This window comes from Chryseobacterium proteolyticum, from assembly GCF_046591535.1.
Classification (GTDB): Bacteria; Bacteroidota; Bacteroidia; order Flavobacteriales; family Weeksellaceae; genus Chryseobacterium; species Chryseobacterium proteolyticum.
This window is the reverse complement of the sequence record NZ_JBJLWK010000006.1, coordinates 75243-87152: the sequence shown is the minus strand read 5'-3', so window position 1 is coordinate 87152 and position 11910 is coordinate 75243. Positions and strand designations below refer to the sequence as shown.

Genomic DNA, 11910 nt, shown 5'->3' with positions numbered 1-11910 from the left:
GCTTTTCTGGATTACCAAAGTTTTTCAAAAAGAGAAAAACCTGTTCATTATTTCCATCAATTGTGGCCAGAAATACTGGAATGGCAATTATATGAATCTTTTCAATGATACTTTTAATAGCTTTAAAATAAAGTAATAAAATAAATATGAAGAAAACAGCCTTGTACGACAAACACGTTTCCTTAGGAGCGAAAATAGTACCTTTCGCAGGCTTCGAAATGCCTGTACAATATTCCGGAGTTACGGAAGAACATTTTGCAGTGAGAGAAAACGCGGGAATATTCGATGTTTCTCACATGGGACAATTTTTCATTGAGGGTCCTGGTTCTAAAGAGCTTTTGCAATTCGTTACGACAAATAATGTAAATGCACTGGAAAAAGGAAAAGCCCAATATTCTTGTCTTCCTAATGAGAATGGCGGTATCGTAGATGACCTTATCGTGTATCAGATGGATGATGAAAAATATTTTGTAGTAGTTAATGCTTCAAATATTGAAAAGGACTGGAATCATATTTCAAAATACAACACTTTCGGAGCTAAAATGACCAACGCTTCCGATGAAATGTCACTTTTGGCAATTCAGGGACCGAATGCAACAGCAATCCTTCAAAAGCTTACTGACGTTAACTTGTCTGAAATTCCTTACTATCACTTCACAGTAGGGTCTGTAGCAGGAGTAAACGATGTCATTATTTCAAATACGGGATATACTGGCAGCGGAGGATTTGAAATTTATTTTAAAAATGAAGATGCCGTAAAACTTTGGGATGAGATCATCAAAGCAGGAGAAACAGAGGGTATTATTCCTTGTGGACTTGCTGCCAGAGATACTTTGCGACTTGAAAAAGGATTCTGTCTTTACGGAAATGATATCGATGATACAACTTCTCCTATTGAAGCCGGTTTAGGATGGATCACAAAATTCGATAAAGATTTCCTTTCTAAAGAAACCTTTGCCAAACAAAAAGAAGAAGGAGTAACAAGAAAACTGGTTGCTTTTGAACTTCAGGACAAAGGGGTTCCTAGACATGATTATCCTGTAGTGGATGCGGAAGGAAATGTAATCGGAAAAGTAACTTCAGGAACGCAGTCTCCTATGAAAAAGATTGGTTTAGGACTGGCTTATGTTGCTAAACCTCATTTTAAATTAGGATCGGATATCTTCATCCAGGTAAGAAATAAAAATATCCCTGCAAAAGTTGTGAAGGCACCTTTTGTATAGAAAGGAATATTTTATTAAAATAAAAACCGTAGGAGTTCCTACGGTTTTATTTTTTTTTATTGGGGTTTTTGTTATCGGTAAACCAAAATATCCTTGATGATCATACTTCCATACAATTTCTTTTCCGCATTGGTAAAGTAATATTTATTTCTTCTGCTATAAGAGTCAGCAGTTCTGTAAGAAAATCCTGTTTGCCAGATAATGAGCATTTTGGTTTCATTTAAAATCGGATAATTGATATCATAAAACCGAAACAAAGACCGCTCAACAATGGTACTATCTTTTATATCCGGGGTGTTCCAAACAGTTCGTGGGTATATTCTGGTCATTTTGCTCAATAAATAAGAAAAGGGTTTTCCTCTATATTCGGATTTCTTAAGTTCAAAATTTGTTTTAAGATAATGTAAAGTATCCAGTTCTTTGGTAATCTTTTTATCTAAATCAATCTTATGTTGAGCATGAAGATGACAAAAGACGCAACTTAACAGAACGAAAATATATTTCATGATACAAAGGTAAAACAGAATACAAATATTGTTAAAATAATTTGCTTTTCCACAATAAAAAAAGACTGTGTAGGATACAGTCTCTTTTAGTTTAATAGCAGATACAGCATAATTTCCGATCCGGGGTACATACATCACCCATTCCCGGATTATTGGAAACTACTCCACCGGCACCACCGCATAAAAAATTGCAATTTACAACAGGTCCGATTCCTCCATTGATTTCTCTAAGGTCTCCCCTGTTTAGGCTTTTGATTTTGTGAACATTTTTTAACATAATAATATTTTGGTATCATCAAATATAGAATTTTTCCGACATATAGAAACGATATCTGAAGAAAAATAAATCACATAAATACCTGAAATAAAATTACATAGAACAAAACCACGCCTTAATTTTGGCTATATTAAACCAATCACTCAACATTTATCTTTTAATTGACAAGCGATGTGCTGATGTCTCGTCCATACCACCAGCCAAAACACTAAGAACTTTATTCCATACATTCTTTTTCTCAGACAGGGATTGATTTAATTCATCGTAAGCCTCCGCATATTGTCTTTCATAATTTTGATCTTCCGAATCCGGGTAACTCCATGGAATATATTTCAGGATATCTAATGTTAAAGCATCAATTTCATCCGGTTCAAGGTTTTCCATGAGGGTTAGTTTTAATTTATAAGATTCAGATGTGGAAAGAATCCGGTTCAGATTCTTTGAAATAATCTCCCAGATGCTGTCCCATTTTTGAAGGTTTTCTGCTGTAAAAATACTGTTTCCTACATTTTGCATTTCTATCAGAATGTTAATTACAACATCTTTATAATGGTTGTAAGCTTGTCTTATTTCAAGCAGGTTGGAGCGGTCCTTATTTATGAATTTGTCTTCGATACTCCTAAGTATTCCAAGCAATACAATGATATTTTCAAGTAGCTTAGCTTTTTCGTTCAGCCATAAATTGATAATGATGCAATCATTAAACAAAACAATGAGTTCTCCAGCTTCATCAATCTTTTTTATGATGCCATCATTGCCCTCCACAATCTCCTTATGGGTAAGGGTAATATCAGTGCTTAATTTTCTTAGGTTCTGGACAGCTTTTATTACAGGATTAAAATCTTTTTCCATCATAATTTGTTTTATTTTTTGTGTTTATAAATTATAGATGAAAAATTTCACAGATCCTGTTTAGGGAATTTGGGAATTAAGAGAATCAGGGAGTTTTTTCATCACCAGCTAACATACAAAAAAATCTAAAAATCATTTTTTTATCAAATTCTACTGAGAAGCAAATATCCGGTAAACAATACCGGATATTCAAAATCGTACATGTATTTAATTGAGTGAAATATTTCGAATCAGAAAAATAATCCTTTACAAATCGAAGTTTTAAATTTGTATGATCTTATTTTCAGAAATTAATCGGCACCAAAGAACGTTTTTAAATTCTCAATATTATTTTTATCATTTCCCACAAAAATTTCCTTATCCGTTACGAAAACAGGTCGTTTCAAAAAGGTATAATGATCCAGTAATAAATTTTTAAAATCCTTTTCTTTTAATGATTTTACATCCAGTCCCCGTAATTTAATCTGTGTAGACTTTTTGCTAAACAATGCTTCGTACGATTGAGTCCTTTTGTACATCTCAGCAAGCTCTTCTTCTGTAACCGGCTCTTTCTTAATTTCTCGGAGTTCCCAGTCTGTAAGATCAAACTGTGCCAATATCTTTCTGCAGGTATCGCAGGTATTCAGGTGGAATACTTTTTTCATCTCTATTATGATTTTTATGATCCTAAAAAAGCTTATGATAAGCTTTAACCCTTCAAAATTATGATTTAATTCAGGATTTTGAAAATTATTAAATATCTTTATTCAAATTTTATACAATGCAGAACAAGCCAATTACGTTTCAGTTTATCTCGGAACCATCGGATGTTAATTATGGAGGAAATGTTCACGGGGGAAGCGTGATGAAATGGATAGACCAGGCCGGCTATGCCTGTGCCACTACCTGGAGCGGAAATTATTCTGTAACGGTTTACGTAGGGGGAATTCGTTTTTATGAACCCATTAAAATCGGGGAAATTGTGAAGGTTGAAGCTCAGGTTATTTATACCGGAACCTCCAGCATGCACATTTCGATCAATGTATTTTCGAGAAACCTCAAGCAACCTAATTTTGACAAAAAGACACATTGCATCATTGTTTTTGTAGCCGTGGATGAAAATGGCAAAAAGCTGCCTGTTCCTAAATGGGTTCCTGAGACTGAAGAAGAAAAGCAGCAGGAGCAGTATGCAAAAAGACTTATGGAATTAAGGACCCAGATTGAGGATGAAATGAAGCCTTTTTTATAAGAGAAGGCAGCAATTCATTAATCATAAAGAGGACCAACAATTTATAGTTAAGGAATAGAAATTTATAGATATCATGAAAATTATTTTTACATTATCTGCCCTGTTAATTATTACTTTTGTTCAGTCCCAGACCCATAGGTTCATTTATGAGCTCAAATATAAAATGGACTCCACGGAATCCGGTTATGAAAAGCAGAATATGATCCTGGATATCACCCCAAAAGAAGTTAAGTTCTACGGACAAAACCTAATGGCTACGGATTCTTTAAATAAAAAGTTCGGAATGAACTCCAGCTATACGGATATGTCCGGACAGGTTGTAAAAAGAAAAGTCAACTCCTTTGATCATGAAAATTTCATTAATATAAAAGCAGGATATTATTCATTCAGGACTACTGACAAAATCAACTGGATGATCTCTGACGAAGTGAAAAAAGTAGAACATTACACTTTGCAAAAAGCAACTGCCGATTTTGGAGGAAGAAGCTGGACTGCATGGTTTTGTAAGGATATTCCATTTAATGAAGGACCTTTTAAATTTCGTGGTCTGCCGGGGTTAATTTTTGAATTATCCGATTCAAATAAAAATTTCATCTATCATCTTCTAAAAAGCGAAACATTAACCAGAACACCATCCACTGAAGATTTTCTGGAGTCTAATTTTGGCAACAAAGCAATCCCCATCAATGAAAAGCAAAAGCAAAAATTATTGCTGGAATTTTATAATGACCCTTTTGCTTTTGAAAGAAATACCATCAGCAAAACGGCAACTGATCTTAATATCAATATCAACGGAAAAGAAATCCGCAATGTAGATGAGCTCAATACACAAACCAAAAGCATGCAGGAGGTAATAAGAAAGTATAATAATCCTATTGAGATTGATAAAGCAATGCATTATAAAATTAATAAATAATATTTATCTTTGTAGCTCAAAAGGAAATGGTGTTCTTCCTTACCCAACCGCTTTACGTAAGCTGATGACGCCTGATTAATAGATTATCAACCAAAATTAATCAGGATTATTATGTCTAAAAATCACCGAACAGTAAGTAAAAAAATAGTATTTCATTCAAGATTTTTCTTTAGAAAATTCCCTGCTTTCCCATATATTGTAAAATGGCTTTGCATCAGCTCGATCATCGGGATTCTGGTCGGAAGTGCCTCAGCCGGGTTTTTGCAGTCCCTTGAATGGGCTACCCGTTTCAGAGAGAACCATATCTGGTTGATTGCGCTTCTTCCGGTGGCCGGTTTTTTAATAGGGCTGCTATATCATTACTACGGAAAGGACGTCGAAGCCGGTAATAATTTACTGATCGATACCATTCATGATCCTCAGGAAACCATTCCTTTTAAAATGGCTCCTTTTGTATATCTGGGTACTATAGTTACTCATTTTTTCGGAGGTTCTGCAGGCCGGGAAGGAACAGCAATACAAATGGCAGGAGCAATTTCAGACCAAATCAGTAAACCATTCAGACTGGATAAAACCGAAAGGAAAATTTTAATTATTGCTGCCATAGCTGCTGGTTTCGGTTCTGTTTTTGGAACACCGCTAGCCGGAGCGGTATTCGGTCTTGAAGTTTTTCTCATTGGAAGGATCCGTTATAATGCCATTTTTCCAGCATTTGCGTCTGCTATTATTGCAAACTGGGCAACCGATCTGTGGAATGTAAAACATACCCATTATTATATTGATTTCGTCCCAAAACCTGAGTTTTTACCTATTCTTTACAGTATTCTGGCCGGTGTTGCTTTTGGTCTGTGTGCAGCAGCATTCAGTAAAATGATACATTGGGCAGGAAGAATATTCAAATCTAAGATCACGTTTCCCCCATTCCGGCCTATTGTGGGTGGTGGTATTGTTGCTATTGCTGTATTTACAATGGGAACGACACGGTATGTCGGTCTGGGAATCCCCACAATTGTGGAATCATTCGAAAATCAGTTGCCTTTTTATGATTTTGCCTTAAAAATGATTTTTACGATCATAACATTATCCGCAGGATTCAAGGGCGGTGAAGTAACTCCGTTATTTTTTATCGGAGCAACATTGGGAAGTGCTTTATCCCTGTTTATCCCTCTTCCTTTCGGGCTTTTGGCAGGAATGGGTTTTGTGGCAGTTTTTGCAGGAGCAACCAATACTCCCCTTGCGTGTATGCTTATGGGGATCGAGCTTTTTGGAGCTGAATCCGGAATTTATGTTGCCATAGCTTGTGTTGTTTCTTATTTATTATCGGGCAGAAACAGCATTTACACGCGGCAAAGAATAGGACAAGCTAAACATCGCAGATACGAGGGCGACCAGGATAAAAGTTTTTCAGATCTCTGAATTTTAAGGTATTCTTACATACAATTTAACTAAGTTTGTGTCTTAATTGTTTTTACAGCATGTTTGACTACAGACTTAAAGTTTTTCACACGGTTGCTTCAAGACTGAGCTTTACAAAAGCTTCTGAGGAGTTGAATATCTCTCAACCTGCGGTCACCAAACATATCAAGGAAATAGAAAGCCAGCTTAACACCAGGCTGTTTAACAGGAAAGGTACATCTATCCAGCTTACTGGTAGTGGAGTCATACTTTACGAATATGCAGAAAAGATCCGCAATATGTACAGAGATCTGGAGTTTGAAATTTATCAGCTGAATTCTGAACATAGGGGCAAACTGATTATTGGCGCAAGTACTACTGTTGCACAATATATCCTTCCTGAGATCCTCGCAAAATTTCATTCGTATTACCGGGATATTAAGATTGAACTGCTTACTTACAATACAGAAGCTATATCAACATTATTAAAAGAGGGTAAAATTGACTTGGGAATCATTGAAGGCGAATCCCAATCTTCTTATTTTGATTATAAAATTTTTAAACCCGATGAAATTGTACTTGTTGCAAAATCGGACCACCCTCTTATGAACAAGACACTGCAATTGAAAGACTTATACAATACAGACCTGATCTTCCGGGAGCAAGGTTCGGGAACACAGGAATTTATCCAGAGTCGGTTAAAAGAAAAAGGCATTGATCTAGAAAATCTCAATATTGTTATGCAATTGGGAAGCAGCGAAAGTATAAAAAACTACCTCCTTCATTCCGAATGTCTGGCATTTCTTTCCGTAAGCACTGTCTTAAATGAGCTGAAAAATAATACTCTCACGATTATTGATATTAAAAATTTCAGTATTGAAAGAAACTTCCATTATATCCTTCCAAAAGGAGAGCAATCTGCCCTTATTCAACTTTTCTTAAAGTTTATAAATTATAACTAAAAGTTATCCAGTATAACAAAATACAATTTACATTGTAATAATTAATTGTAGAATTTTGAAGAATGAATTCAAGAATCTATAATATGAATCGTTTTATCCAAAACGAAAAAACAAAGAAAATCATTTTCCTTACATTAGCAGTCATTACGCTTACACCGTGGATTTCATCTCCCATCGCTCTTGCTTTAGGATTTCTACTCGCTGTCCTTTTAGGAAATCCTTTTGAAAAATATCTCCATCGGTACATTCATTTACTGCTTCAGATATCCATTGTAGGGTTGGGTTTCGGATTAAAACTTAACGAAGCTTTACAGGCTGGTAAAACGGGTTTTATATTAACCGTTGTGAGCATTGCAACAGTAATGATCCTGGGGTATTTTTTAGGTAAAGTATGTAAGCTGGAAAAAAAATTGTCATATCTGGTTTCTGTTGGTACCGCTATCTGTGGAGGCAGTGCCATAGCGGCTACCTCTCCCATCATTAAACCCAGCACCAAACAGATTTCTCTTGCTCTTGCAATCATTTTTACTTTAAACTCCATTGCATTATTTGTTTACCCTGTTATTGGTCATGCATTACACCTTTCCCAGGAGCAATTCGGGTTATGGTGTGCGATCGGTATTCATGATACCAGTTCCGTTGTGGGAGCTGCAGGCAAGTTTGGGGATGAAGCATTAAAAACAGCCACTACTGTGAAGCTTGCCCGTGCTTTATGGATTATTCCGGTTTCTCTTATTACCATGTTGATCTTTAAAAATAAAGAATCGAAGATTAAAGTTCCGTGGTTTATCGGATATTTTGTTTTTGCAATCTTATTAAATACCTATATACCCTTGTTTGCTCATTTCAGCGAGATCATTACCACAGTTTCAAAATCAGGATTAAACTTAACTTTATTCCTTATTGGATCCACCCTTTCTCTGCAAACCTTAAAAACAATTGGTTTTAAGCCACTGGCTATAGCAGTCATCCTATGGATTTCTATAAGTACGGGAACATTGTTGTATATTATCCATTAAAAAGACAAAAGCCCTTTGGGTCCCCAAAAGGCTTTTGCGTATTAAATGTGGAAATGTTTATTTCTAACTGAAATAATTCGTAATTAAATTGCCGACTGATCACAAGTATATACCTGTGGGCAAGCAATGTACTGAATGCAGTATTTAGGACCAGTTACAGAACCTGAACAGCTGCATCCGCATAGAGATAAATCAGGATTCACGTTTACACCTCCTACGATGTTTTTAAGTTCTCCTTTGTTTAATTTCTTAGCGTTTTTAAAAATGTTGTTTACCATGTGATTTGATTTTGAGATTGAACAATATAGTTTAATGATTTCAAATTTAAACAAATAATTAATATTCAAAGCATAGTTTACAAAAAAAATTCATAATTTATTTATATAAAAACAGTTATTAATTTTTTAAAGCAAAAAACACTTTTACAATTTATTAAACACCTGCTGTTATTCTGTAAATTCAAGGTCTTTGTTATGGGTTTCGGAAATCGTAATTGATGAATAAAATGCCAGTCCGAAAACGATTACTCCAACAATAGCGGCACTTATGATAACGGTAAAATTATGCTTAAGTAAGTCAAAAGCCAGAATCATTACAGGCACCAATCCCCTTACCATATTAGGAACAGTAGTCGTTGCCGTATTCCTGATATTGGTCCCGAACTGTTCGGCAGCCAGGGTAACGAACATGGCCCAATATCCTGTTCCCAGCCCTAGCCATACACAGAAAATGTAATATTTGGTTTCGGTATTGGTATTACCGAAAAGCATAACTGCAACACCTACCAGCGTAAATGCCAGCATATAAAAAATAGCCATTTTCCTGGATTTTAAAAGATGTGAAATAAATCCACTCATCAAATCCCCGATAGATATTCCAACGTATCCCCACATAATAGCTTTTCCGGGATTGATCTCCTTAATGCCCATTTGGGGAGCAAACTGATTGGCTAACACAGCAAGAATACCTATACAATACCAGGTTGGAAGTCCGACAGCTATACATTTCATATACCTAATGAAACGATCTTTATTGGTAAAAAAGGAAAGAAAATTGCCTTTTGAAACATTCGTCTGATGCTCAATATTCTTATAAATTCCCGATTCTGAAACGCTTATCCTTAAAAATAGCAGCATAATACCCAGAACACCTCCGATAATGTAAGAAATATTCCAGCTTCCGGCGAGTTCAACAGTTAGCTGAGCCACTACCGCACCCATTAATCCAAAACCTGCCACTACCGATGTCCCTATTGCCCGTAAACTTTTCGGGAGGCTTTCAGAAACAAGGGTTATTCCGGCTCCAAGCTCTCCGGCTAACCCAATACCTGCTATAAACCTTAAACCCGCATATTGGTACACCAAATGCTCTTTAGGAAAGTAAGGGAGGAATCCACAGGCTATGTTTGCGAGGGAATATACAAGAATAGAACCGAATAATACGGATAGCCGGCCTTTTTTATCTCCAAAAATACCCCAGAAAACCCCACCAATCAATAAGCCGGTCATCTGGCAATTCAAAATGAAGGTACCATCCACATCAGGATTGAGGCCTAAAGCTTTTAAACTGGGAATCCTTACAATACCGAATAAAAGGAGGTCATAAATATCTACGAAATAACCGAGAGCAGAAATAATTACCGGAATGGAGAAAATGTACTTCAGCTTTGAAGACATGGATAGTTCTTGCATTTTTAAATTTTGATAAAAATAAAAAACCTTTCAATTTCTTGAAAGGTTTTTACAGAATATCTTTGTTAAATTATTATCTCGCAATATTCACAGCTCTCGTCTCTCTGATTACTGTTACTTTTACCTGTCCGGGATATGTTAATTCGTTCTGAATCTTTTCAGAGATATCGTAAGACAACTGAGAAGCAATTTCGTCATTCACTTTTCCGCTTTCTACCATTACTCTCAACTCTCTACCTGCCTGAATCGCGTAAGCACTTGATACTCCATCAAAGCTTAATGCTGCCGATTCAAGATCTTTCAGTCTCTGAATATAAGATTCCAATACCTGACGTCTTGCCCCCGGTCTTGCTCCGGAAATAGCATCGGCAACCTGGATAATTGGAGACAACAGGGAAGTCATTTCAACTTCGTCGTGGTGAGCTCCAATAGCATTGATTACCTCAGGATTTTCTCCATATTTCTCAGCCCATTGCATACCTAGCAATGCGTGAGGAAGTTCAGATTCCTGCTCAGGAACCTTACCGATATCATGTAAAAGACCTGCTCTTTTCGCCAGTTTCACATTTAATCCTAGTTCAGCAGCCATGGTTGCAGCAATATTGGCAACTTCTCTGGAGTGCTGTAATAAGTTTTGTCCGTAAGAAGAACGGTATTTCATTCTACCTACGATCTTAATCAATTCAGGGTGTAATCCGTGAATTCCTAAATCTATGATGGTTCTTTTACCAACCTCAATGATTTCCTCTTCGATTTGTTTTCTTGTTTTTTCAACAACTTCTTCAATTCTTGCTGGGTGGATTCTTCCATCTGTAACCAATCTGTGAAGTGATAATCTTGCAATCTCTCTTCTTACAGGGTCAAAACATGAAAGAAGAATAGCTTCCGGGGTATCATCTACGATAATCTCAACTCCTGTTACCGCTTCCAGTGCACGGATATTTCTACCCTCTCTACCGATAATTCTACCTTTTACTTCATCAGATTCGATATTGAAAACCGATACTGAGTTTTCGATAGCCTGCTCTGTCCCGATTCTTTGAATCGTTTGAATTACGATTTTTCTGGCTTCACTCTTGGCATTAAGCTGGGCTTCTTCCATGATGCTCTGAACATGCGCCTGAGCTCTGGTTTTAGCTTCTGCTTTCATGGATTCTACCAATTCAGCTTTTGCTTCTTCTGCCGTATAGTTAGATATTTTCTCAAGAATTTCAACTTTTTTAGAAGTCACAGAATCCAATTCCTGTTGTTTTCTTTCTAAAATTTCGTTCTTCTTTGCATAATCTGCAATCTGCTTATCCAGATCCTTTTCAAGCTTTCCGGTCTTACTAAGCTCATCATTCAGCTTATGTTCCTTATCTTTTGTTCTTTTCTCAATCTCCTGTATTTTCTTTTCACGGGCCTGGATATCGGCATCGTGCTGAGATTTTAATTCAAGGAATTTCTCTTTAGCTTGAAGGTTCTTTTCTTTTTTTTATGGATTCGGCTTGTACGTTAGCTTTTTCTATAAGGTTTTCAGCATTTTTCTTTGCATCATCTATAATAAATTTTGCCTTGGCATTGAGTGAGCTCTTAGAGAAAAGAATCCCTATAACCGCACCAACTACCAAGCAAATAACGCCGACTATAATGGCTGTTGTCATATATATTGAGTTTTAATTGTCTTTAATCATTTAAATAAAAAAAGCCTACAATAATCCAGTGATATAGAGTAAACTCCTAATCAACACGATTTGAACTGATTTCCACTGTCTGTAATCCGGAGAACCGGCACGCCATTCGATGGACATTTGTTCGGTAATTGTTTAGCGTTGAGTTTACCTTTAATGTGTTAGAACTAT

The 11910-nt window shown here is 36.2% G+C and carries 12 protein-coding genes, 1 pseudogene and 1 riboswitch; of the genes and pseudogenes, 6 read left to right on the top strand and 7 right to left on the bottom strand.

All coding sequences use genetic code 11. The features are described 5' to 3' along the window. Positions 1-146: 146 nt before the first annotated feature. A complete protein-coding gene (gene gcvT, locus ACJ5H0_RS19950; protein ID WP_411251729.1) occupies positions 147-1223 on the top strand; it encodes a glycine cleavage system aminomethyltransferase GcvT in 1077 nt (358 codons plus the stop codon). Positions 1224-1294: 71 nt separating this feature from the next. On the opposite strand, the gene ACJ5H0_RS19945 is transcribed toward gcvT, so the two are convergent. The 4 genes from ACJ5H0_RS19945 to ACJ5H0_RS19930 form a co-directional block, all read right to left on the bottom strand. Next, positions 1295-1729 carry a hypothetical protein gene (locus tag ACJ5H0_RS19945; protein ID WP_411251727.1) on the bottom strand — a complete coding sequence of 145 codons (435 nt, stop codon included), beginning with the start codon at positions 1727-1729 and terminating at the stop codon, positions 1295-1297. A gap of 91 nt (positions 1730-1820) precedes the next feature. Beyond that, positions 1821-2006, bottom strand: a complete 186-nt coding sequence (locus ACJ5H0_RS19940) for a hypothetical protein (protein WP_273647485.1) — start codon at positions 2004-2006, stop codon at positions 1821-1823. 150 nt (positions 2007-2156) lie between these two features. Further along, positions 2157-2861: a hypothetical protein gene (locus ACJ5H0_RS19935; protein WP_273647484.1), complete on the bottom strand. Its 705-nt coding sequence runs from the start codon at positions 2859-2861 to the stop codon at positions 2157-2159. Positions 2862-3148: 287 nt separating this feature from the next. Then, a complete protein-coding gene (locus tag ACJ5H0_RS19930) occupies positions 3149-3502 on the bottom strand; it encodes an arsenate reductase family protein (protein WP_345989564.1) in 354 nt (117 codons plus the stop codon). A 116-nt stretch (positions 3503-3618) separates the two neighbouring features. Between ACJ5H0_RS19930 and ACJ5H0_RS19925 the strand changes: the two genes are divergently transcribed. From ACJ5H0_RS19925 to ACJ5H0_RS19905, 5 genes are all read left to right on the top strand, one after another. Next, positions 3619-4086, top strand: a complete 468-nt coding sequence (locus ACJ5H0_RS19925; RefSeq protein ID WP_172277690.1) for an acyl-CoA thioesterase — start codon at positions 3619-3621, stop codon at positions 4084-4086. Positions 4087-4159: 73 nt separating this feature from the next. Beyond that, positions 4160-5002 carry a GLPGLI family protein gene (locus ACJ5H0_RS19920; protein ID WP_411251718.1) on the top strand — a complete coding sequence of 281 codons (843 nt, stop codon included), beginning with the start codon at positions 4160-4162 and terminating at the stop codon, positions 5000-5002. Between the two features lie 13 nt (positions 5003-5015). Then, a riboswitch (Fluoride riboswitch) is annotated at positions 5016-5083 on the top strand. Between the two features lie 30 nt (positions 5084-5113). Continuing rightward, positions 5114-6418 (top strand): voltage-gated chloride channel family protein, encoded by a 1305-nt coding sequence (locus tag ACJ5H0_RS19915; protein WP_411251715.1) that lies wholly within the window; start codon positions 5114-5116, stop codon positions 6416-6418. 59 nt (positions 6419-6477) lie between these two features. Then, the gene (locus ACJ5H0_RS19910) at positions 6478-7359 is read left to right on the top strand and encodes a LysR substrate-binding domain-containing protein (RefSeq protein ID WP_411251713.1); all 882 of its coding nucleotides are present in this window, start codon (positions 6478-6480) and stop codon (positions 7357-7359) included. A gap of 62 nt (positions 7360-7421) precedes the next feature. Continuing rightward, positions 7422-8378 carry a YeiH family protein gene (locus ACJ5H0_RS19905; RefSeq protein WP_411251710.1) on the top strand — a complete coding sequence of 319 codons (957 nt, stop codon included), beginning with the start codon at positions 7422-7424 and terminating at the stop codon, positions 8376-8378. 83 nt (positions 8379-8461) lie between these two features. Here the strand turns inward: ACJ5H0_RS19905 and ACJ5H0_RS19900 are convergent, their stop codons facing one another. The 3 genes and pseudogenes from ACJ5H0_RS19900 to rny all read right to left on the bottom strand — a co-directional run bounded on the left by ACJ5H0_RS19900 (position 8462) and on the right by rny (position 11712). Beyond that, the gene (locus ACJ5H0_RS19900; RefSeq protein ID WP_172277680.1) at positions 8462-8656 is read right to left on the bottom strand and encodes a hypothetical protein; all 195 of its coding nucleotides are present in this window, start codon (positions 8654-8656) and stop codon (positions 8462-8464) included. 168 nt (positions 8657-8824) lie between these two features. Then, entirely contained in the window at positions 8825-10069 is a 1245-nt protein-coding gene (locus tag ACJ5H0_RS19895; RefSeq protein ID WP_411251708.1) for an MFS transporter, read from the bottom strand. 73 nt (positions 10070-10142) lie between these two features. Further along, a pseudogene (gene rny / locus ACJ5H0_RS19890) lies at positions 10143-11712 on the bottom strand (ribonuclease Y). Positions 11713-11910 lie beyond the last annotated feature (198 nt).

What these genes read in the sequence shown, in the direction of transcription:
- ACJ5H0_RS19910 (WP_411251713.1), top strand. Translation starts at nt 6,478, where the DNA reads ATGTTTGACTACAGACTTAAAGTTTTTCACACGGTTGCTTCAAGACTG.
- ACJ5H0_RS19925 (WP_172277690.1), top strand. Translation starts at nt 3,619, where the DNA reads ATGCAGAACAAGCCAATTACGTTTCAGTTTATCTCGGAACCATCGGAT.
- ACJ5H0_RS19945 (WP_411251727.1), bottom strand. Translation starts at nt 1,729, where the DNA reads ATGAAATATATTTTCGTTCTGTTAAGTTGCGTCTTTTGTCATCTTCAT.
- ACJ5H0_RS19940 (WP_273647485.1), bottom strand. Translation starts at nt 2,006, where the DNA reads ATGTTAAAAAATGTTCACAAAATCAAAAGCCTAAACAGGGGAGACCTT.
- gcvT (WP_411251729.1), top strand. Translation starts at nt 147, where the DNA reads ATGAAGAAAACAGCCTTGTACGACAAACACGTTTCCTTAGGAGCGAAA.
- ACJ5H0_RS19895 (WP_411251708.1), bottom strand. Translation starts at nt 10,069, where the DNA reads ATGCAAGAACTATCCATGTCTTCAAAGCTGAAGTACATTTTCTCCATT.
- ACJ5H0_RS19920 (WP_411251718.1), top strand. Translation starts at nt 4,160, where the DNA reads ATGAAAATTATTTTTACATTATCTGCCCTGTTAATTATTACTTTTGTT.
- ACJ5H0_RS19915 (WP_411251715.1), top strand. Translation starts at nt 5,114, where the DNA reads ATGTCTAAAAATCACCGAACAGTAAGTAAAAAAATAGTATTTCATTCA.
- ACJ5H0_RS19930 (WP_345989564.1), bottom strand. Translation starts at nt 3,502, where the DNA reads ATGAAAAAAGTATTCCACCTGAATACCTGCGATACCTGCAGAAAGATA.
- ACJ5H0_RS19935 (WP_273647484.1), bottom strand. Translation starts at nt 2,861, where the DNA reads ATGATGGAAAAAGATTTTAATCCTGTAATAAAAGCTGTCCAGAACCTA.
- ACJ5H0_RS19905 (WP_411251710.1), top strand. Translation starts at nt 7,422, where the DNA reads ATGAATTCAAGAATCTATAATATGAATCGTTTTATCCAAAACGAAAAA.
- ACJ5H0_RS19900 (WP_172277680.1), bottom strand. Translation starts at nt 8,656, where the DNA reads ATGGTAAACAACATTTTTAAAAACGCTAAGAAATTAAACAAAGGAGAA.